The following is a 21,262-nucleotide window of genomic DNA, read 5'->3' on the forward strand; positions in this document are numbered from 1 at the left end:
ATATTAAGAAACTCGAAAATTAATTACATATACTCATCGATAGGCACGCAAGAGCAATGTAAATGACGGTCGCCATAAACATCATCAAGGCGTTTTACCGCTGGCCAATATTTGTTCACTCGTGTTGCGTGAGATGGGAATACCGCCAATTCACGGCTATAACCATGTACCCACTCTTCCGCTAACTCAGTTTGAACGTGTGGCGCATTGACTAACGGGTTATCTTCCAGCGTCCATTTACCTTGAACCACTTGATCAATCTCATCACGGATAGCCAGCATGGCATCGATAAAGCGGTCGATTTCCACAATACTTTCTGATTCAGTTGGCTCAATCATCAACGTGCCCGCCACTGGGAATGACATCGTTGGCGCATGGAAACCATAGTCAATCAGGCGCTTAGCAATATCTAGCTCACTGATGCCCGTGTCTTTCTTGATTGGACGCAGATCCACGATACATTCGTGAGCCACATAACCTTCTTGTCCGGTATAGAGGATCTCATAACGGCTCGCTAAACGTTTGGCAATATAGTTAGCATTTAAGATTGCCACTTGGCTGGCTTTTCTCAGCCCGTGGGAGCCCATCATGCGGATATACATCCAGCTAATTGGCAGAATAGAAGCACTACCAAATGGCGCCGCAGAAACCGCACCTTGTTCGGTCAGCATTTCTTGAGTGACGACAGAGTGACCCGGTACAAACGGTGCTAAATGTTTTTTCACGCCGATAGGTCCCATACCAGGACCACCACCGCCATGCGGAATACAGAAGGTTTTATGTAAGTTCAAGTGAGACACATCCGCACCGATAAAGCCCGGAGTTGTCAATCCCACTTGTGCGTTCATATTCGCGCCATCTAAGTAAACTTGCCCGCCATATTGGTGGATAATTTCACACACTTCGCGAATGCTCTCTTCATATACACCATGAGTTGACGGGTAAGTAACCATTACGCAAGAAAGCGCCGCGCTGTGTTCCTGCGCTTTTTCTCGCAGGTCAACAAGGTCAATATTACCTTCATCATCACAACGTACTACCACGACTTCCATACCCGCCATGTGAGCAGATGCAGGGTTAGTTCCATGGGCAGAAGCTGGGATCAAACAGATATTACGAGCGCCTTCATTGCGACTTTCATGGTAACGACGGATAGCTAACAGACCCGCATATTCCCCTTGTGCCCCGGAGTTAGGTTGCATACAGACAGCATCATAGCCCGTTAATTGAACTAACCAGTGGGAAAGCTGCTCAATCATTTGGTGATAACCTTGCGCCTGCTCCGGTGGGCAGAATGGGTGTAATTCACCAAATTCAGGCCACGTAATTGGTAGCATTTCAGCCGCAGCATTCAGTTTCATGGTGCATGAACCTAATGGGATCATCGCTTGGTTCAGCGCTAAATCCTTACGTTCTAAGCTGTGCATGTAGCGCATCATTTCCGTTTCGCTATGATAACGATGGAAATTTGGATGAGATAAAATCACGTCATCACGCAACATGGCGGCTGGGATTGCATTTTCACTTTCTGAAACTTGCTTATCTAATTTTTCGAAATCCAGTTTTTGATCGGTACCTGTGATCACAAAGAACAGTTCGTTGAGATCTTGGCGCGTGGTGATTTCACTGAATGTGACACCCACTGCACCGTGAATATCTGTGCGCAAGTTTATTTGCGCTTTTTCGGCACGCGCTAAAACAGCCGCTTTGTCTGCCACTTCGATAGCCAGAGTATCGAACCACGTTTTATGGCGCAGAGCGATGCCAGACTCTGTAAGCGCTTTAGCAAAAATCGAGCTAAAGCGATGAATGCGCTGAGCAATCATTTTCAAGCCTTCAGGCCCATGATACACCGCGTACATCGCAGCAATATTGGCCAATAAAACTTGCGAGGTACAAATATTGGAGTTCGCTTTTTCGCGGCGGATATGCTGTTCACGAGTTTGCATCGCCATACGTAGTGCAGTATGGCCTGCCGCATCACGAGAAACCCCGATAATGCGTCCCGGCATCGCACGTTTGAACTCATCTTTACAGGCAAAGAACGCAGCATGAGGACCACCGTAACCCATTGGCACACCAAAACGCTGCGCCGAACCGAAAACGATATCAGCCCCTTGCTTTGCAGGTGCTGTTAATAGCACTAATGCCATCATATCGGCAGCCACACAGCTAACAATATTCTTCGCTTTTAGTTTGGCAAATAGCTCGCTGTAATCGTGGATATTCCCCGTGGTGCCCACCTGTTGCAGTAATGCACCGAATACCCCCTCGTGTTCCAGTACTTTCTCTGCGCTGTCCACAATCACTTCAAAACCAAATGTACCCGCACGAGTCCGCACAACATCAAGAGTTTGAGGATGGACATCATCCGCAACAAAAAAGCGCTCTGCATTTTTCAATTTACTGATGCGTTTTGCCATCGCCATGGCTTCCGCAGCAGCGGTTGCTTCATCCAATAACGATGCTGAAGCTAAATCTAAGCCCGTTAAATCAATCGTTAATTGCTGGAAGTTCAGCAGTGACTCAAGACGACCTTGGGAAACTTCGGGCTGGTAAGGAGTATAAGCCGTATACCAACCTGGGTTTTCAAGTAAATTACGTAAGATAACAGGAGGAAGGATCACTGGGGCATAACCCATGCCGATGTAACTTTTATAACGTTTATTCAGGGAGGCAATCCCTTTTAATTCTGCGAGGGCTTCTTGCTCAGTAGCACCACCGCCGACTCTTGGTGGCTCAGGCAGTAAAATGGCTTTCGGGACAATTTTGTCCATTAAATTATCGAGGGAAGTTGCGCCAACAGTACCTAACATGGTTTTTATTTGTTGTTCTGATGACCCTATGTGGCGCGAGATAAATTCTGAACGGTTTTCTAGTTGACTCAGTGACATCGACATATCTGTGTTCCCATCCTTTTTGCTATGCGTAGCGTAGGTTATAAGACTCTAGCGATGATAAAACCTATTGATAAACTGCGAGATAAGTAGACTAGCTCAAACTAACCTTGGTTAAAAAATATTCATTATGTTCTTGATATTTCGCACTGTAGCAAGCGATTACACTACAGTGCGAAACATGATGATGTGGATTACTCTTCCGCAGCGATCATGCTCAGATAACCTTGAGCATCAATAAGATCAGCTAACTGAGAGTCATCGCTCATCTTAATACGGAAAATCCAGCCTTCTTGATATGGCGATTCGTTCACCAGCTCTGGAGAGTCGCTGAGTGCACTGTTAACTGCAATAATTTCACCACTAATCGGTGCGTAAATATCGGATGCTGCTTTCACAGATTCAACGACAGCACAGTCGTCCCCTGCGCTCACTACATCACCCACGTCCGGTAAATCAACAAACACCATGTCGCCTAAAGTTTCTTGCGCATGTTCAGTGATACCCACCGTGAATTCACCATTACCTTCATCACGCAGCCATTCGTGTTCGCGGGTATATCTTAATTCTTTAGGTGCATTGCTCATTTCTAGCCTCTCTTTTGATTCTGACCATATGTTCTTGAGAAAAAGTTTTTTGAAAAAACGTTTTAAAATCAATGTGTATTAGAAAATATCTAATTACACTAATGCCTTACCTTCGCGGACAAATCCGGGTTTTACTACTTCAACCGGCATTTCCCGCTGACGGATTTCAACGATGGCGTGATTTTTAATGTCACTCGGTACACGCGCTAACGCGATACTGAAACCCAATGTAGGAGAGAATGAACCACTGGTGATCACCCCCTCATGCAATTTACCTGATTCATCCGTAAAGCGCACAACCTGTTCGGCACGTAGAATACCTTTTTCGCGCATCACGATGCCCACCAGCTTATCGGTACCCTTGGCCCGCTGTTTTTCCAGCGCTTCACGACCGATAAAGTTTCTGTCTTGCGGCTCCCAAGCAATTGTCCACCCCATATTGGCCGCTAATGGAGAAATAGACTCATCCATATCTTGCCCATAGAGATTCATACCCGCTTCAAGGCGCAGAGTATCGCGAGCACCTAAACCTGCAGGATGAACGCCTGCCTTCAGTAATTTGTGCCAGAAATCCACGATCTGCTGTTTCGGCATGGCAATTTCATACCCTTTTTCACCCGTGTAACCTGTGGTTGCAATAAACAGATCACCTGTTTGCACACCATAGAAAGGCTTCATATCTTTGATGGCAGCACGCTGTTCATCGGTCAGTAAAGTGTGAACTTTCTCTTGAGATTTCGGGCCTTGAACAGCAACTAACGCCAAATCATCACGTACAGTAATCGCAACCGCATAATCTTTTGCGTGCTGCTCAATCCATGCAATATCTTTGTCTCGCGTCGCAGAGTTAACCACAAGGCGGTAGAAGTCATCTTCAAGGTAATAAACAATCAGGTCATCAATCACACCACCTGATGCATTCAGCATGCCGGTATACAGTGCGCGACCTTTGATGGTGAGCTTAGCGATATCATTGGCGAGAAGATAACGAAGAAAATCACGGCAACCTTCACCATGTAAGTCAACAATCGTCATGTGGGAAACATCAAACATTCCTGCATCGGTTCGAACAATATTATGCTCGTTGATTTGCGAACCATAGTGCAGTGGCATCATCCAGCCGTGGAAATCCACCATTTTTGCACCGCAGGCTATATGCTCATCATATAGAGTCGTTTGCTTTACCATGAATACCCTCTTTACATTACTGTGTCTGATGGGGTGATCGCGCGATGAACGGCATAAATTTGTGTCTGTAAACCCCGTTTCATCAAAACGCAAATCATCGGATTTGATTCAAAACCGCTAACATTCGAAATTGGATGCTATAAAAAAAAATAGGGTGACGTACTCTCTGTATTACTCATTGCATCATTACATTTCCAGTGGTTTTTGTTAAATAATTGAGAACGATCACTCAATCCCTTCATATTTGGCTTATTGCTGCGCAAAATATCATCAAAATTGAGACTTACCCCAAAAATGTGGATAAATTCAGAAAAACACATGAATTAGAAAAACTAATCCGAAATAATGGATAAATTAGTTTTTCTCAGCTATTGGTAGACTAGGCTGGCGGCTAACGAGGTGGAATAAGAAATAAAAAACCTGAGTATTTAAAATTAAACACTCAGGTTATCTGGAAGAGAGAATTAAGGCGGAATTAAGCGTTATTAGCCGGTAGTTGCTTTAACCATTTAGGCATATCCGACAAGCCCATAGCGTGGTTCAATAATTGCGGTTTAACTCCCGGCAAACTGTCTGCTAAAACAAGGCCAATATCTCGCAGCAGTTTCTTCGCAGGGTTGTTGCCATCAAACAGTTCACGGAAACCTTGCATCCCCGCTAACATCACCGCAGCGCTGTGCTTACGGCTACGCTCATAGTCACGCAAATAGAAATATTGACCAAAGTCTTTGCCTTCACGGTGTAGCCTTCTGATTTCTCCAATCAGCATAGCAACGTCCATAAAACCAAGATTCACACCTTGACCGGCTAAAGGATGAATGGTGTGAGCCGCATCCCCAAGTAGCGCTAAACGCTGCGCCGCGAACTGGCGTGCATAGCGCCCAGTTAACGGAATTGTTAAACGGTCGCTTTCTAATTGGCAAAAACCTAAATTAACATCAAATGCGACGGTCAATTCTTTCTCAAACTCTAACTTATCCAAATCTTGACGACGAGCCGCCGCTAAGTTTGGTTGAGACCAAACAATCGAGCATAAATGCGGGTCACTTAACGGTAAGAACGCGAGGATGCCTTCACCATTAAAGGCTTGACGGGCAATACCTTCATGCGGACGTTCAGTTCGAATAGTTGCCACCAGTGCGGTATGTTCATAATCCCAGAAAGTGAGCGGAATATCCGCGTGGCTACGCAACCATGAATTTGCGCCGTCTGCCCCGACTATCAAGCGAGCCGTTAACATATTTTCATCGTCTAAAGTGATGAAAACGTCATTTTCCCCCCACACTACCTTTTTGATAGTTGCAGGTGCCAGTAAAGTCACATCGCGCAATTGGCTGGCTTTTTGCCATAAGGCGTCGCGCACCACATTGTTCTCAACAATATGACCTAAATGGGAGAGATTTTGGTCTTGCGCAGAAAAAGCAATACGGCCGAAACTGTGGTTGTCCCACACTTCCATCCCGTTATAGGCGGCAGCACGCATCCCTTTGATTACTGACCACACATCTAAATGAGCCAATAATTTTTCACTGGCGGCATTGATTGCCGACACGCGTAGCGCATGGGGATCGTTAGCAGAGAATGGAATTTTAGGTGGATGGTTCTCAACGACCGCCACACGTAAACCACTGCCTTCGAGTCCACATGCCAGTGCGAGCCCAACCATACCACCACCGGCGATAACCACATCAAACGATTGCATATTTTTATTCCTCTTAGTTTTGTGGTTATTTATGTGCGACCCAGCCAAGGGTTTGGCGGGCTAAAACATCACGAACAGGCGGCAACATCTCCATCGCCATCAGACCTAAATTACGCCCCACAATTAATGGGAAGCAACGATTAGCAAATAAACGCACCAGACCATCAGTCATGGTAACCGTTTTTTCTCGGTCGGCTAATCGGGTTTGTTGGTACTGACTGAGCAATGAATAACTACCAATATCTTGCTGATTATCATGAGCATTGACGACTAATTCAGCTAATTGCATGACATCGCGGATCCCAAGATTGAAACCTTGCCCTGCAATTGGGTGTAATGTCTGCGCCGCATTTCCCACCAGCGCAACACGGTGACTGACAGGATTCACCGCTTTTCTTAACACTAATGGGTAACAATTACGTTTACCCGCTTGGGTAATTTCCCCTAAGCGCCAGCCAAAGGCTTGCTGTAATTTGCGAATAAAGGTTTCATCATCCCACGCATTAATATCGTCAGCATGTTCTTGGTGATGACACCAAACTAACGAGCTACGCCCTTCAGACATAGGTAATAATGCCAAAGGACCAAATTCAGTAAAACGCTCGAAGGCTCGACCTGCGGGGTCAATCGAGGTTTTCACATTGGCAATAATCGCCACTTGTCCATAATCATCTTGCTGCCATTGCATGTTGCAAGCTTGGCCAATCGCGGAACGACTACCATCCGCTGCCACTAATAGACTGCCCGTGATTTGCTCACCGCTGTCTAACGTGACAGTCACATTCTCCACGGTACGCTCAACATGCTCCACTTTAGCGGGACAATAAAGTGTAACGCCGGGCGCTTTACGCAACAGTGAAAATAAACGGGCGCCCGCTTCATGCAATTCAATCACATTACCCAATTCGGTGATTTGATGATCTTCCGCATGAATATTAACGAACCCTGCGTGCCCTCTATCGGACACATGAACGTGATTAATAGGGGTGACGCAATCGGCAAATGCAGACCAAACACCTATCGACGATAAGTACTGGCAAGTGCCGTGCGCTAACGCAATCGCTCGTGCATCAAAGCCCGGATGTTGGTTATCCGGTTGAGATGCTTCGATAATTGATACCGAAACACGTCCTTGACTGAGTGATGAAATTGCCAATGCTAATGTCGCACCAGCCATTCCTCCCCCAACAATAATCACATTCATAGGTTGTTAATTACCTTCTATTATTACTTTTTACTGCTTAACCTAAGCGTTTTTTAGCCGCCGCCATTAACGCTTCAATTTCATCAGGATCTTTGACTACCATCGCCGTTAAGTTTTCATTCCCATCTTCAGTGATAAGAATATCGTCTTCTATGCGAACACCAATACCACGGTATTGAGGCGGTACATCAGCGTCTGGCGCAATATATAATCCCGGTTCAATAGTCAGCACCATGCCTGGCTCTAAAATGCGGTCTCTTTCTACACCGTAGAAACCGACATCATGAACATCTAAGCCCAGCCAATGGCTTAAACCATGCATAAAAAATGGATGATACGCTTTGTTTTCGATCAATTGTTCGACATCACCCTGCAAAATGCCTAATTTCACTAAGCCTTCCGTTTTAATACGAACAATTTGGCGAGTCACTTCGTGGATGCTGGTACCAGGGCGATACAGTTCTAATGCGGTATTGATAGATTGAAGAACGATATCGTAGATTTCACGCTGCTCTTTGCTGAATTTGCCATTTACTGGGAAAGTTCGAGTGATATCTCCAGCGTAACCTTCTAACTCTGCACCAGCATCAATCAGGACTAAGTCCCCGTCTTTCATCGCACATTCATTTTCTGTGTAGTGCAAAATGCAGGCGTTTTCGCCACTACCTACGATGGTGTTATAGGATGGGAAACGTGCACCATGGCGAGTAAATTCATACTCAATCTCACCACAAAGTTGGTATTCATACATATTCGGGCGGCAAGTTTCCATCGCACGAATATGGGCTAATGCCGAAATTTCACCCGCTTTGCGCATGACTGCCACTTCTGCATCCGACTTAAACAGGCGCATTTCGTGCACTATTGGACGCCAGTCAATGATTGTGCGAGGGGCTTTTAAATTGCGACGGCTTCCTCGGCGCAGGATATCCAACGCACCGAAAACCAGTTTATCCGCGTAATCAAACTCACCTTGAGCGTGATAAATCACATCGAGGCCATTGAGTAATTGATAGAGCTGATCAACGATTTCATCAAATGGCAGCGCTTTATCAACACCGAGTTTTTCCGGTGCCGCATCTTGCCCTAAACGACGCCCAAACCAAATTTCTGCGGTGAGATCGCGAACACGGTTGAACAGCACGGTGTGGCTATGTTTCTCGTCACTTTTTATTAAAACTAAAACCGCTTCTGGCTCACTAAATCCAGTCAGATACAGAAAATCACTGTGCTGGCGATACGGATATTCGCAATCCGCATTACGTTGTGCTTCCGGTGCTGAGAAGATAATAGCAGCACTTGCTGGCGCCATTTGAGCCAATAATGCATTACGACGAGAAATAAATTCCTGCTTATTCATACCGTTATTGCCTTATTATTCGGGTTTTAGGTTGGTTGCTTGTTTGATAATTAGCTAAAAATCAAACGGCAATCAGTTTAAATTAGGTAAATCCGTTCCTTAACCGTAGGTGACTGACAATGCAGAAAGCCTACAGTTAGTGGGTCGCTACCTAGTATTATAGATTAGTGAAGAACGGGCTTGATATTCTCGACAGCGGTTGGGCCTTTTTTCGGCTCAGCCAGTGCGATGTAACACAGTTGAACGGCAACTCTCACATATTCAACAACTTCTTCTAATGCTTGCTCTAACTCTTCTTGGTCTTCTTCTTCATCATAACCAAGCATACCGATGTTACGTAGATCAGTAATTACTTCACTAATCTCTTTTTTATCAGTCAATTTAGGTTGAGCAACGCCAATGCCAAGTAAGAAGTGGTTAACCCAGCCAGCCAGTGCGTCTGCATGGTCAAACACAGAAGCGTCTTCATCCGGAAATAGCATATTGAATGCAAATTCGGTGTCATCTAATGCTTCAAATGTGAGGTCATATAGCTCGCGCAACGGTTGTGAAACGGTTTGCGGAAACGCAAGTCCGTCATTCGCCAGATCATGAACAAGCGTTTGCCAACCGTGGTCACGGCTCCCTCCACAAATCAGTCCGGTTATTAAACCATGGATCTCGGCGGCCGTGAGTGCGATTGAGTGCTGTTGGAGTAAGTTATCCAACGATTCATAGTTAGGTAAAGATTTTTGTATAGACATCTGAATTCGTCATGTTAGCTTGGGATTCGTGATATGCTACCACCAAGGATAGCCGCTAGACCAGCCTGCTTTTTTTGTCTGAGTTATTATTAGCTTATTTTTATTCTAAACTAGTAATATATCGCCAATGCCTATCTCAGCATAAGCTATGCAAAAATTAACAACATTTACGCCAAATGTCCTACTTTTATTGGCGAAAACGATTTTAGTATGGAGGTACCATGTCCGCACAACCCGTTGATATTCAGATTTTTGGGCGCTCTATGCGCGTTAATTGCCCAATAGAACAAAAAGAAGCGCTCTTAGAGTCAGCAAAAGAATTAGAAGAACGCTTAAAAACGTTAAAAGACCGAAGCGGTGTCACTAACACTGAACAGCTTATTTTCATTGTCGCATTGAACGTCTGTCACGAATTAGCACAAGAAAAGACAAAAACGCGCGATTATGCTTATAATATGGAAGAGAAAATAAAAGTATTGCAGCAGACGATTGAACAAGCGTTGCACGATCAGGTGAAAATCACTGAGAGGCAGGTATTGCCCCTAGAGTAAATATGCTTATTAATCAATCACTAGTAAAAAAATAAAACGAAAAATTAGGTTGCATTTATACTCTAATTTCGTACAATGAAATCACTGAGTAACGAAAGTTCTCAAAACAAATTTCTCTGAGATGCGCGTCAGTGGGTAAGTCCCCTGAGCCGATATTTCATACCAAACAGAATGTGGTTATTGCGCTGGTGAGCATGCCTGATTCGCTCAGGAAGCCTAAAGGTTGCTAAACTGCGTTCACCTTGAACCAAGGGTTCAAGGGTTACAGCCTACAACGGCATCTTGGAGACCTCCCTTCTATTTAGTCTGCTCTTATTCTTTGCACAAAATCCCAAACCCACGCTAAAAATTACTTATTCCTATTCCTTGCGATATACTGTTTCGTAGGTTTTTCCACGAGTTATCAACTTGCTATTAGGAAATGATTTATGGGAATGGTTATGTCAGATACGCTCTCTTCACTACGTCAACAAATCCGTAAATCCATTCGAGCAACTAGACGGGAACTGACACCAGAAGCCCAAGATGACGCGGCTCAACACATTATCGCTCACATACTTAATCACCCCAAAATAGCGTCAGCTAAAACGATTGCCCTATTTCTTTCGTTCGATGGTGAAATTAATACACGTCCATTAATCCAAGCCCTTTGGGATCACGGAAAACAGGTTTATCTCCCCGTTATTCATCCTTTTAATCCTCATCACTTATTATTTTTGCACTACACGCCGAAGACTATCTTAGTAAAAAATAAATTTAATATTGAAGAACCACAATTGAATGTGTTGGATGTATTACCTATCGAGCAACTGGATATTATGATGGTCCCGCTGGTGGCCTTTGATAGCCAAGGACAACGGTTAGGAATGGGTGGCGGATTTTATGATAGAACATTGGCAAACTGGCAACAAACTGGCTTTTATCCTATTGGGGTCGCCCATGATTGTCAGTTAGTTGAAGATTTACCCGTTGCGCATTGGGATATTCCGTTGCCAGAAATTATTACCCCGAAAAAAATATGGCGCTGGTAAATACCAACGCCACGGTGTTTTTAATATATCGACTGATTAGAACAACAGACGAGCGCGGATAGTGCCCGGTAGAGATTTTAATTTCAGTAATACTTCATCCGCTTGGCTTGGTGACTGCGTTAGCACATCAATAACCACGTAGCCCACATTACCGGAAGTTCTCAGGTATTGCCCTACCACGTTAATGTTATTTTCAGTAAACACTTGGTTGATACTGTTCATGATACCAGGGCGGTTTTCATGAATGTGCAGTAAACGGTTAGTATCATCCATATGCACTGGCAGAGAAACTTCAGGGAAGTTAACCGCAGATAATGTTGAACCATTATCTGAGTATTTTGCCAGCTTGCTTGCTACTTCTAAGCCGATATTTTCTTGTGCTTCCTCTGTTGAACCACCGATATGTGGAGTCAGGATCACGTTATCGAATTTAATCAACTCAGAGATGAATGGGTCATTAGGATCGTTGTTTGCTGCTGGTTCCGTTGGGAATACGTCAACCGCTGCACCTGAGAGTTTTTTGCTCTCTAACGCTGCACTTAATGCAGGAATATCAACGACAGTACCGCGCGATGCGTTGATAAAAATCGCACCTTGCTTCATTTGCTCAAACTGTGCTTCGCCAAACATATTCTTTGTGCTTGCCGTTTCAGGCACATGTAGACTCACCACGTCGCTCATTTTTAATAATTCTGGTAATGAACGAACTTGAGTTGCGTTACCTAATGGTAATTTGTTTTCGATATCATAGAAGTAAACATCCATACCGATACCTTCAGCTAAAATCCCTAACTGTGTGCCGATATGACCATAACCAACAATACCTAAGCGCTTACCACGAGCTTCAAAGCAACCCTTCGCTTGTTTTTCCCAGATCCCACGGTGAGCTTGCATATTCGCTTCAGGAATACGACGTAACAACAGTAATAACTGACCTAATACCATTTCCGCCACGGAACGGGTGTTGGAGAATGGTGCGTTAAAGACAGGAATACCGCGCTTCGCTGCTGCATCGAGATCAACTTGGTTGGTTCCAATACAGAAACATCCCACAGCCACCAGCTTTTCTGCAGCAGCAAAGATCTCTTCCGTCAAATGAGTACGGGAGCGGATCCCCACAAAACGCGCGTCTTTAATCGCTTCTTTTAGTTCTTCGTCCGACAGCGCGCTTTTGTGATATTCGATATTGGTGTAACCCGCTGCTTTGAGGTTATCCACAGCACTTTGGTGAACACCTTCGAGCAGTAAAAATTTAATTTTGTCTTTCTGCAAAGATACCTTGACCATTTACCCTACCCTATCGTACTTAATTTTTGACCGATGAATTTCGTATGAACTCAAAATAATTCGAGATGCACGCCATGAAATTAAGGCACTCCAGCCCCTTCACATGCACCTTGAAATAAAACGAGAATACCAACATAGCAAAATCCAGCGCAGTAGCAATACAAACGATTGCTTAGACTCTGCTAAAATGTGTGATGAAAAAGAAGTTATATGGTGGAAAATCTAGAGCGGTAACACAAAATAAGCATTTTGCCCACCTAATGGGCATTTGTGTGAGATATATCACCAAAATAACGGAAGGTAAAAAAAATTTAAATAATTTTCATGTTGATGATATTTACAAAAGTCATTAACCATCAAACTATCTACTCAAAAATAAAATAAGCTCGCCAAAAACAAAATAAGCCAGTGAACTCGAAAATTCACCGGCTTATTATTGAATACTGATTAATTATAACTTAATGGTTTTTACGCCTTCCGCCGTTCCCATCAGCACGACATCAGCGCCACGGTTAGCAAATAATCCGACTGTTACGACGCCAGCAATCCCGTTGATTTTATTTTCTAAAGCCACTGGGTCGAGGATTTCTAAGTTGTGAACATCTAAAATAACGTTACCGTTATCTGTCACCACGTTTTCACGGTAAACTGGCTGGCCACCCAGTTTAACGAGCTCACGAGCCACATAGCTACGCGCCATTGGGATCACTTCCACTGGCAGAGGGAATTTGCCCAATACGCCCACCAGCTTAGATTGGTCTACGATGCACACGAATGTTTTCGCAATGGCAGACACGATTTTTTCGCGGGTTAACGCAGCACCGCCACCTTTGATCATGTTCATGTTACCGTCAACTTCGTCAGCACCATCAACATAGACATCTAATGAATCCACGCTATTACAGTCAAAAACAGGAATACCCAAGGATTTTAATTTTTGCGTTGATGCTTCAGAGCTAGAGACTGCGCCTTCGATTTGCCCCTTCATGGTGGCTAATGCATCAATAAAGTGAGATGCGGTAGAGCCCGTACCAACACCAACAATGGTGCCCGGTTTAACGTATTCTAATGCCGCCCAACCTACTGCTTTTTTTAATTCTTCCTGAGTCATGCGAGAGCCTTATACTGAAATAATGAGTCATTAAGTAGATGCCCAATAGTATATACCGGACACCCAGCAAGTTGCAGTATTGTTATTAGGGATTGTGCACTACTTCTTATGAAAAATACCCTTTAGGAATATTTGCAAGTGTTATCCCCAAAAATATGGCATAGTGATCCGCAGAATAACAAGAAGGAGAATTTTTGATGAAGCGCCCTGATTATCGCGCCTTGCAAGCACTGGATGCCGTCATTCGTGAACGCGGATTTGAACGAGCAGCACAAAAATTGTGTATCACCCAATCTGCAGTTTCTCAACGAATCAAACAGTTAGAAAACCTTTTTGGTCAGCCTTTACTTGTGCGTACCGTTCCGCCACATCCGACTGAACAAGGACAAAAACTGCTCGCGCTGCTTCATCAAGTAGAATTACTCGAAGAACAGTGGCTTGGGGATGAGAATAGTGGCTCGACCCCATTATTGCTCTCCTTAGCGGTCAACGCCGATAGCTTGGCAACGTGGTTCTTACCTGCATTGAATCCTGTACTGGGTAACACCCCCATTCGCTTAAACATCCAAGTGGAAGATGAAACCCGCACCCAAGAACGTTTAAGACGTGGTGAAGTGGTCGGTGCTATCAGTATTCAGCCACAAGCGCTACCGGGCTGTTTAGTCGATAAACTGGGTGCTCTGGACTATATTTTCGTGGCGTCCCCTGGCTTTGCGGCTAAATATTTCCCTGAAGGTGTGACTCGCGCATCGTTATTAAAAGCGCCAGCTGTGGCCTTTGACCACTTAGATGATATGCACCAAGCCTTTGTACAACAAAACTTTGGTCTCTCGCCAGGTAGCGTCCCTTGCCATATTGTTAACTCATCAGAAGCGTTTGTGCAGCTAGCAAAACAGGGGTCAACATGCTGTATGATCCCGCATTTGCAAATTGCCAGTGAATTAGAAAATGGCGAGCTGATCGATTTAACACCGGGGTTATGCCAGCGCCGTATGCTTTATTGGCATCGCTTTGCGCCAGAAAGCCGCACAATGAAGAAAGTGACTGACGCCCTGCTGAAAACAGGACGCCAGATGCTAAAACAAGATGATGAAATTGCTGCCGAAATTAACGCTTAATTTCAAAAACCACATCGACTTGGTCATTAAAATCAATACTTTGTTGCTCATAGGTCTCATCAACATTGAGATCTTGAGCTGTAGCTTTCAACGCGCCACCACGACTACGCATCGCCATTGGGTATGGTACATCTGATGGAGCATTATAATTAATGCTGTAAATCGGCCCTAGCTGTGCATTAAACCCTTTCGCCAGTGCTTCAGCCTGCTGTTGAGCATTCTTCATCGCTTGGTCACGCGCTGCATTACGATATTTCTGCGGATCATTCACGCCAAATTGTACTGAATTAATTTCATTCAATCCTGCTGCTAATGCGCCATCGAGCAGAACATTCAGTTGATCCAGTTTTTTCACTTTGACTTCAACGGTTCTTGTCGCGGTATAGCCTTTTAAAGACGCCTTAGCAGTCGAACTATAATCATAGTTTGGTTGCGTACGTACATTGGCAGCTTCAATATCTTGCTTTTCAATGCCATTTTTCTTTAGGAATTCATAATATTCAGCAACACGCTTATCAACGGCGGCTTTCGCAGCAGCGGCATCTTTATTGGTCACTTGCACATTAATGCTCAGCGTCGCCATATCTGGTGCCACTTTCACAGCACCACTTGCTGATGTTGAAATATGTGGACCTTCTGGTACGGCACTTGCCAATGACATGGTTGGTACCGCAAGACCTGCCAGCAGGGCAGCAACAACGATAGATTTCAATTTCACAGAACCTCCCAATGGTGTTTTTCTCTACAATAAAAAGGAAGCTCATCATAAACTTCCTTTGATTAAGGTTCACATTATCATATTCAGCTCAAACTGCGATTCAGAATAATGCTAATTAATAACCCAAACCATGCATCGCGAGTTTAAATGCAATAAACCACATGACACAACCGACAAACAAGTTAATCAAACGCTGAGAACGTGGTTTATTCAGTATAGGAGAAAACCAAGCGGCTAACATGGCTAATAAGAAAAACCACACAAATGAAGCCGTCAAAGCCCCTGCTGTAAACCATGGACGTAATTGACTTTCTAATTGCCCACCGACACTGCCTAGCACCACAAATGTATCCAAGTACACATGAGGATTCAGCCAAGTGACGGCAAATAAAGTCACAATTACTTTCCAGCGTGTCATTGTTTTGCTTTCTAGCTGTAAGACTTCATCATCTGGGGTCATTGCGGTACGAAACGCACCATAGCCATACCACGCTAAAAATGCGACTCCAGCCCATGTAATTAACGCCATCAACAACTCAGACTGGCTTAATAGCGCACTGCCGCCAAATACACCAGCAATGATTAAAATCGTGTCACTTAGAGCGCATAATAATGCACTCATTAAATGAAATTTTTTGCGGCTACCTTGTTGCAATACAAACGCATTTTGTGGTCCCAAAGGTAATATCATTGCAGCCCCAAGTAGAGCCCCCTGAAAATAAATCGTAAACATGCAATTTTTCCCAATAATTATTCAAATAATCTGCAAAGAATAATATCCAGAAAAAATTATTAGTGAAAACGATTAACTCTAATGGTCCATAAGCAAGGCTAATCAAGATTAGCGATAAAGAAATGATAGAAATAAGGATGAGATTACGGAAAAAGTGCAAATAAAAATGGCGTAACTTTTTAGGTCACGCCATTTTTAAGGATAAATACGTTAAGACTTATTCAGCAGAAATATTTTTTGCGCTGGTGTTAACTTGGTGAAGATGAACATCCATTTGTGGGAATGGGATACCAATATTGTGCTTATCAAGCGCACGCTTAAAGTTTTCCATTAAATCCCAATAAACTGGCCAAGTATCACCATTCGTTGTCCAGAAACGCACTAAATAGTTTAATGAAGATGGTGCCATTTCATTTAAACGGATAGTTACACCTTTGTCATGAAGAATGCGTTTATCCGCAGCAACGATATCACCCAAGACTTTTTTAACCATATCAATATCAGAATTGTAAGCAACACCGACCATGATATCTTGACGACGAAGTGGCTCACGAGTCACGTTAATAATGCTGTCACCAATAATTTTACCGTTTGGGATCACTACGATACGGTCATCTGCCGTTCTCAATGTGGTTGAGAAAATTTGCACGCTTTGTACTGTACCGTCAATCGCGCCAATCTTAACAAACTCACCCGCTTTTAATGGTCTGAATACCACCAGCAGAACGCCTGCAGCAAAGTTACCTAATGAGTTTTGTAATGCTAAACCAACCGCTAAACCGGCGGCACCCATTACCGCGATGACAGAGGCAGTTTGTACGCCAATTTTGCCCAGCACCGCAATTAAAGTAAATGCCACAATGGTATAGCGAGCAATAGCAGATAAGAATTCGCTAACAGTGGAGTCAATTCCTCTCATTGTCATCACGCGATTCAAACCACGGCTAACCCATTTAGCAATCATCAACCCCACAATTAAAATAACAAGTGCGGAAACGATATTGACGACATACTGGACTAGCAGATCCTGATTTGCCACAAACCAATTTGTTGCATCATTCAATGCGCCTGTAACATCATCAGTATTCATATGTATATCCTTTTCGATCAAATTTAGACTAGGAAAACTCGCTCAATTCAATTAATAACCTTGGAAACTATTAGTAAATAATTGAATAACACGCTTAAAATAATAGCTATAAATTATCAAAATATAAAATTAATCGATAAATAAAATGCTATTTATCGATTTTCGATAACAAATTCACGGTAGTCATCCAACATATCAAAAAAGTCATTTACACCACAAAAGGCAATACTTTCATTATCATAGTAACTCATGCCTTCTTCTAACCCATCCGTCTCAAAAGCTAATTGGTTCGCACGGATCATCACTTCTTCATCATCAAGAATGAGCGTGTATTCGTGACCAATAAACTCCCATTGCTTTTCACTGCCTTTAATCAATTCATAATTTTCTGCGATGGTATCCAGTAAACTGAGGTCATTTTTGATTTCCTCATTTAACCAATAACCGATAGCTTCATGGTCCATTGAAAATTTAGCGGTAATACTTCCTGTAATATCCTTTAAGAATTGGTAGTCCATATGCAATACCTCACACTTTGCGTCTTTGAATTAAGTATAACGCGAGTCAAGCGGGTTTGCTTAGCGCTATTACAGACTGTCAGAAGAAAATTAATGGTCGTGACTATTACGCTGCATAAATAGGTTTATTCAATTAAAATTGATGCACACTATTCAACTCGGTAATAGGAACGTCAATGATTAATCGATTAGACCATATAGTCTTAACCACCACAGATCTTGATGCCTGTCTTGATTTTTACCAACGTATTTTAAAGATGTCTGTGATCACCTTCGGCGAACAACGTTTTGCCCTGCAATTTGGTCAGCAAAAAATAAATATTCACCAATATGGGAAAGAGTTTGAACCTAAGGCACACTTGCCTGTTCCGGGATCGTTAGATCTCTGCTTTATCAGTGATATTCCACTGATAGAAGTTCAACAGCATATTGAACAGCAAGGTGTGGAAATTATAGAGGGGCCAGTGCAACGAACGGGTGCTATCGGTAAGATTACTTCTTTGTATATCAGAGATCCTGATTTGAATTTAATTGAAATTTCACAATATCTTTAACGCTAGCCTATTTATATTCGTGTTCATTACTAAAAGAAAGACAGAAAAAACCCCAAAAATTGAATTCTCAATTCTTGGGGTTAAATGAGTATGATTCTATCTATCGCTGATTAAACAGCGGTTTGGAAAATCACACCATCAGCTTTTTCAGTGTACTGATCCAGTCGATCAAAGTTCAGATAGCGGTATGTATCTTCCGCAGTTTCGTCGACTTTATTCATAAACTGTTGGTACTCAGCTGGCGTTGGTAAACGACCTAACAGAGAAGCTACTGCGGCTAACTCTGCGGATGCCAGATACACATTCGCCCCTGTACCTAAACGGTTAGGGAAGTTACGAGTCGATGTCGAAACGACAGTCGCACCATCTGCCACGCGTGCTTGGTTCCCCATACACAGTGAACAGCCAGGGACTTCAATACGCGCTCCGCTCTTACCAAATACGCTGTAATAACCTTCTTCAGTTAATTGCGCTGCATCCATCTTGGTTGGTGGCGCAACCCACAGGCGAGTTGGTAATTGACCTTTATGGGAATCCAGCAATTTACCTGCTGCACGGAAGTGACCAATGTTAGTCATGCATGAACCAATGAATACTTCATCGATTTTTTCATTCTGAACATCAGACAGTAAACGCGCATCATCAGGATCATTTGGCGCACACAGAATTGGCTCTTTGATCTCATTAAGATCAATTTCAATCACCGCTGCATATTCTGCATCGGCATCGCCTTCAAGTAACTCAGGGTTCGCTAACCAGTTTTCCATACCTTTGATACGACGTTCAATGGTACGACGGTCGCCGTAACCCTCTGCGATCATCCACTTCAAAAGAACGATGTTAGATTGCAGGTATTCGATGATTGGCGCTTTATCCAGTTTGATAGTACAGCCCGCAGCAGAACGTTCAGCCGACGCATCCGCTAATTCAAATGCTTGCTCAACTTTCAGCTCTGGAAGACCTTCAATTTCCAGAATACGACCAGAGAAAATGTTTTTCTTACCTTTTTTCTCAACAGTCAGTAAGCCATCTTTAATCGCATACAGAGGAATAGCATGAACGAGGTCACGTAATGTGATACCCGGCTGCATTTGTCCTTTGAAGCGAACTAATACGGATTCTGGCATATCCAGAGGCATAACACCGGTTGCTGCGGCAAAAGCCACTAAACCAGAACCTGCTGGGAATGAGATACCAATTGGGAAACGGGTATGCGAGTCACCACCAGTCCCAACAGTATCTGGCAATAGCATACGGTTTAACCAAGAGTGAATAATACCGTCGCCCGGACGCAGAGAAACCCCACCGCGGTTCATAATAAAATCAGGCAGCGTATGGTGCGTGGTAACATCGACAGGTTTTGGATAAGCTGCCGTGTGACAGAATGACTGCATGACTAAATCTGCAGAGAATCCTAAACATGCTAAGTCTTTCAGCTCATCACGTGTCATTGGACCCGTGGTATCTTGAGAACCAACAGACGTCATTTTAGGTTCACAGTATTCACCAGGGCGAATACCTTGACGACCGCATGCACGACCCACCATTTTTTGTGCTAATGAGTAACCACGATTGCTTTGTGCAACAGGTTTCGCAAGACGGAACATATCCGTTGCACCTAAACCTAATGCTTCGCGCGCTTTAGTGGTTAAGCCACGACCGATGATCAGAGGAATACGACCACCAGCACGAACTTCGTCGATTAACACATCAGTTTTTAGTTCGAATGTTTCTAATAATTCGTTAGTTTCGTGGTTACGAACTTCACCTTTATATGGGTAGATATCAATCACATCGCCCATATTCAGTTTAGACACATCCACTTCAATTGGCAGTGCACCCGCATCTTCCATTGTGTTAAAGAAGATAGGAGCAATTTTACCGCCCAGCACCACACCGCCGCCACGTTTGTTAGGCACGAATGGAATATCATCACCCATAAACCATAAAACAGAGTTCGTTGCTGATTTACGCGAAGAACCTGTACCGACAACGTCACCCACATAAGCTAGTGGGAAACCTTTTTTGTTCAGTTCTTCGATTTGTTTAATTGGACCTACGCTACCCGCTTCATCAGGAACGATACCATCGCGTGCGTTTTTCAGCATTGCTAAAGCATGCAGAGGGATATCAGGGCGCGACCATGCATCTGGTGCAGGAGATAAATCATCGGTGTTTGTTTCGCCAGTCACTTTAAATACAGTCACTGTCATTTTTTCGGCTAATTCAGGACGCTCGTTGAACCAATCGGCATTCGCCCATGACTCAATCACTTGCTTAGCATGTGCATTTCCCGCTTTCGCTTTTTCTTCTACATCGTAGAAGTTATCGAACATTAATAAAGTGTGGGAAAGTGCTTTCGCTGCGATAGCTGCCAGTTTGGCATCATCAAGAGCTTCGATTAACGCATGAATATTGTATCCGCCCTGCATGGTACCAAGCAGTTCGATGGCTTTTTCAGGGGAGATCAGAGGGGAGGATGTTTCGCCTTTTGCGATTGCGGCTAAAAATCCAGCTTTAACGTACGCTGCTTCATCGACGCCCGGTGGAACACGGTTGGTCAGCAGGTCTAACAAGAAATCTTCTTCACCTTTGGGTGGGTTTTTCAGTAACTCTACTAATGCAGCTACTTGTGACGCATCTAATGGCTTAGGGACAATCCCTTGAGCGGCACGCTCGGCTACGTGCTTACGGTATTCTTCTAGCACGACGTTCTCCTCGCTTCTTTGTTATTTATATACCCGGCTGTCTGCACCATCCTGAAAAAGTCATCATCCGGTGCCAGGTCAGAGGAATTTGCTCACATAATCTCAATGGCGATAAAATTATGTCCAGCTTCGGGCAATCAGCATAGCAGAATTTAAACGTAA

At 43.7% G+C, this 21,262-nt stretch carries 18 protein-coding genes and 1 other RNA gene; 5 read left to right on the forward strand and 14 right to left on the reverse strand.

Going from position 1 to position 21,262, the window contains the following annotated elements:
- Positions 1-23: 23 nt before the first annotated feature.
- From gcvP to QS795_RS12195, 7 genes are all read right to left on the reverse strand, one after another.
- The gene (gene gcvP / locus QS795_RS12165; protein ID WP_286269063.1) at positions 24-2,900 is read right to left on the reverse strand and encodes an aminomethyl-transferring glycine dehydrogenase; all 2,877 of its coding nucleotides are present in this window, start codon (positions 2,898-2,900) and stop codon (positions 24-26) included.
- Between the two features lie 191 nt (positions 2,901-3,091).
- Positions 3,092-3,484 carry a glycine cleavage system protein GcvH gene (gene gcvH, locus QS795_RS12170; RefSeq protein WP_036951141.1) on the reverse strand — a complete coding sequence of 131 codons (393 nt, stop codon included), beginning with the start codon at positions 3,482-3,484 and terminating at the stop codon, positions 3,092-3,094.
- 93 nt (positions 3,485-3,577) lie between these two features.
- Positions 3,578-4,672 (reverse strand): glycine cleavage system aminomethyltransferase GcvT, encoded by a 1,095-nt coding sequence (gcvT, locus tag QS795_RS12175; RefSeq protein WP_154602559.1) that lies wholly within the window; start codon positions 4,670-4,672, stop codon positions 3,578-3,580.
- 475 nt (positions 4,673-5,147) lie between these two features.
- A complete protein-coding gene (ubiI, locus tag QS795_RS12180) occupies positions 5,148-6,374 on the reverse strand; it encodes an FAD-dependent 2-octaprenylphenol hydroxylase (protein WP_154602558.1) in 1,227 nt (408 codons plus the stop codon).
- Between the two features lie 25 nt (positions 6,375-6,399).
- Entirely contained in the window at positions 6,400-7,578 is a 1,179-nt protein-coding gene (gene ubiH, locus QS795_RS12185; RefSeq protein WP_154602557.1) for a 2-octaprenyl-6-methoxyphenyl hydroxylase, read from the reverse strand.
- A gap of 37 nt (positions 7,579-7,615) precedes the next feature.
- Positions 7,616-8,938 (reverse strand): Xaa-Pro aminopeptidase, encoded by a 1,323-nt coding sequence (pepP, locus tag QS795_RS12190; RefSeq protein WP_286269071.1) that lies wholly within the window; start codon positions 8,936-8,938, stop codon positions 7,616-7,618.
- Positions 8,939-9,102: 164 nt separating this feature from the next.
- Entirely contained in the window at positions 9,103-9,681 is a 579-nt protein-coding gene (locus tag QS795_RS12195) for a YecA/YgfB family protein (RefSeq protein ID WP_154602554.1), read from the reverse strand.
- Positions 9,682-9,902: 221 nt separating this feature from the next.
- On the opposite strand from QS795_RS12195, the gene zapA reads away from it, so the two are divergent.
- The 3 genes from zapA (at position 9,903) to QS795_RS12210 (ending at position 11,263) form a co-directional block, all read left to right on the forward strand.
- On the forward strand, positions 9,903-10,232 hold the full coding sequence (gene zapA, locus QS795_RS12200) for a cell division protein ZapA (protein ID WP_036951152.1): 330 nt from the start codon (positions 9,903-9,905) through the stop codon (positions 10,230-10,232).
- A 110-nt stretch (positions 10,233-10,342) separates the two neighbouring features.
- Positions 10,343-10,525, forward strand: a non-coding RNA gene (gene ssrS / locus QS795_RS12205) — 6S RNA.
- A 135-nt stretch (positions 10,526-10,660) separates the two neighbouring features.
- Positions 10,661-11,263, forward strand: a complete 603-nt coding sequence (locus QS795_RS12210) for a 5-formyltetrahydrofolate cyclo-ligase (RefSeq protein ID WP_286269072.1) — start codon at positions 10,661-10,663, stop codon at positions 11,261-11,263.
- A 36-nt stretch (positions 11,264-11,299) separates the two neighbouring features.
- Here the strand turns inward: QS795_RS12210 and serA are convergent, their stop codons facing one another.
- Both serA and rpiA read right to left on the reverse strand, forming a co-directional pair.
- Positions 11,300-12,550, reverse strand: coding sequence for a phosphoglycerate dehydrogenase (serA, locus tag QS795_RS12215; RefSeq protein ID WP_154627364.1), 1,251 nt, complete (start codon positions 12,548-12,550; stop codon positions 11,300-11,302).
- Positions 12,551-13,001: 451 nt separating this feature from the next.
- Positions 13,002-13,661 (reverse strand): ribose-5-phosphate isomerase RpiA, encoded by a 660-nt coding sequence (gene rpiA, locus QS795_RS12220; protein ID WP_286269075.1) that lies wholly within the window; start codon positions 13,659-13,661, stop codon positions 13,002-13,004.
- A gap of 197 nt (positions 13,662-13,858) precedes the next feature.
- On the opposite strand from rpiA, the gene QS795_RS12225 reads away from it, so the two are divergent.
- On the forward strand, positions 13,859-14,779 hold the full coding sequence (locus QS795_RS12225) for a LysR family transcriptional regulator ArgP (RefSeq protein ID WP_036951157.1): 921 nt from the start codon (positions 13,859-13,861) through the stop codon (positions 14,777-14,779).
- On the opposite strand, the gene QS795_RS12230 is transcribed toward QS795_RS12225, so the two are convergent.
- The 4 genes from QS795_RS12230 to QS795_RS12245 all read right to left on the reverse strand — a co-directional run bounded on the left by QS795_RS12230 (position 14,769) and on the right by QS795_RS12245 (position 17,838).
- A complete protein-coding gene (locus tag QS795_RS12230; protein WP_181477403.1) occupies positions 14,769-15,497 on the reverse strand; it encodes an oxidative stress defense protein in 729 nt (242 codons plus the stop codon). The two genes, QS795_RS12225 and QS795_RS12230, sit on opposite strands and share 11 nt — an antisense overlap.
- A 115-nt stretch (positions 15,498-15,612) precedes the next feature.
- Complete coding sequence (gene argO / locus QS795_RS12235) at positions 15,613-16,230, reverse strand: arginine exporter ArgO (RefSeq protein WP_286269078.1); 618 nt, start codon at positions 16,228-16,230, stop codon at positions 15,613-15,615.
- A 217-nt stretch (positions 16,231-16,447) separates the two neighbouring features.
- Complete coding sequence (gene mscS / locus QS795_RS12240; RefSeq protein WP_154602550.1) at positions 16,448-17,320, reverse strand: small-conductance mechanosensitive channel MscS; 873 nt, start codon at positions 17,318-17,320, stop codon at positions 16,448-16,450.
- A gap of 152 nt (positions 17,321-17,472) precedes the next feature.
- The gene (locus QS795_RS12245) at positions 17,473-17,838 is read right to left on the reverse strand and encodes a YacL family protein (protein WP_036951163.1); all 366 of its coding nucleotides are present in this window, start codon (positions 17,836-17,838) and stop codon (positions 17,473-17,475) included.
- A gap of 176 nt (positions 17,839-18,014) precedes the next feature.
- Here QS795_RS12245 and QS795_RS12250 point away from each other — a divergent pair, with 176 nt between their 5' ends.
- Positions 18,015-18,392: a VOC family protein gene (locus QS795_RS12250; RefSeq protein ID WP_154638127.1), complete on the forward strand. Its 378-nt coding sequence runs from the start codon at positions 18,015-18,017 to the stop codon at positions 18,390-18,392.
- A 110-nt stretch (positions 18,393-18,502) separates the two neighbouring features.
- Here QS795_RS12250 and acnB read toward each other — a convergent pair whose 3' ends face one another.
- On the reverse strand, positions 18,503-21,100 hold the full coding sequence (acnB, locus tag QS795_RS12255; protein WP_036951167.1) for a bifunctional aconitate hydratase 2/2-methylisocitrate dehydratase: 2,598 nt from the start codon (positions 21,098-21,100) through the stop codon (positions 18,503-18,505).
- Between the last annotated feature and the right edge of the window lie 162 nt (positions 21,101-21,262).

Source organism: Providencia zhijiangensis (genome assembly GCF_030315915.2).
GTDB classification, from domain to species: Bacteria; Pseudomonadota; Gammaproteobacteria; order Enterobacterales; family Enterobacteriaceae; genus Providencia; species Providencia zhijiangensis.

What these genes read in the sequence shown, in the direction of transcription:
- gcvP (WP_286269063.1), bottom strand. Translation starts at nt 2,900, where the DNA reads ATGTCGATGTCACTGAGTCAACTAGAAAACCGTTCAGAATTTATCTCG.
- gcvH (WP_036951141.1), bottom strand. Translation starts at nt 3,484, where the DNA reads ATGAGCAATGCACCTAAAGAATTAAGATATACCCGCGAACACGAATGG.
- gcvT (WP_154602559.1), bottom strand. Translation starts at nt 4,672, where the DNA reads ATGGTAAAGCAAACGACTCTATATGATGAGCATATAGCCTGCGGTGCA.
- ubiI (WP_154602558.1), bottom strand. Translation starts at nt 6,374, where the DNA reads ATGCAATCGTTTGATGTGGTTATCGCCGGTGGTGGTATGGTTGGGCTC.
- ubiH (WP_154602557.1), bottom strand. Translation starts at nt 7,578, where the DNA reads ATGAATGTGATTATTGTTGGGGGAGGAATGGCTGGTGCGACATTAGCA.
- pepP (WP_286269071.1), bottom strand. Translation starts at nt 8,938, where the DNA reads ATGAATAAGCAGGAATTTATTTCTCGTCGTAATGCATTATTGGCTCAA.
- QS795_RS12195 (WP_154602554.1), bottom strand. Translation starts at nt 9,681, where the DNA reads ATGTCTATACAAAAATCTTTACCTAACTATGAATCGTTGGATAACTTA.
- zapA (WP_036951152.1), top strand. Translation starts at nt 9,903, where the DNA reads ATGTCCGCACAACCCGTTGATATTCAGATTTTTGGGCGCTCTATGCGC.
- QS795_RS12210 (WP_286269072.1), top strand. Translation starts at nt 10,661, where the DNA reads ATGGGAATGGTTATGTCAGATACGCTCTCTTCACTACGTCAACAAATC.
- serA (WP_154627364.1), bottom strand. Translation starts at nt 12,550, where the DNA reads ATGGTCAAGGTATCTTTGCAGAAAGACAAAATTAAATTTTTACTGCTC.
- rpiA (WP_286269075.1), bottom strand. Translation starts at nt 13,661, where the DNA reads ATGACTCAGGAAGAATTAAAAAAAGCAGTAGGTTGGGCGGCATTAGAA.
- QS795_RS12225 (WP_036951157.1), top strand. Translation starts at nt 13,859, where the DNA reads ATGAAGCGCCCTGATTATCGCGCCTTGCAAGCACTGGATGCCGTCATT.
- argO (WP_286269078.1), bottom strand. Translation starts at nt 16,230, where the DNA reads ATGTTTACGATTTATTTTCAGGGGGCTCTACTTGGGGCTGCAATGATA.
- mscS (WP_154602550.1), bottom strand. Translation starts at nt 17,320, where the DNA reads ATGAATACTGATGATGTTACAGGCGCATTGAATGATGCAACAAATTGG.
- QS795_RS12245 (WP_036951163.1), bottom strand. Translation starts at nt 17,838, where the DNA reads ATGGACTACCAATTCTTAAAGGATATTACAGGAAGTATTACCGCTAAA.
- QS795_RS12250 (WP_154638127.1), top strand. Translation starts at nt 18,015, where the DNA reads ATGATTAATCGATTAGACCATATAGTCTTAACCACCACAGATCTTGAT.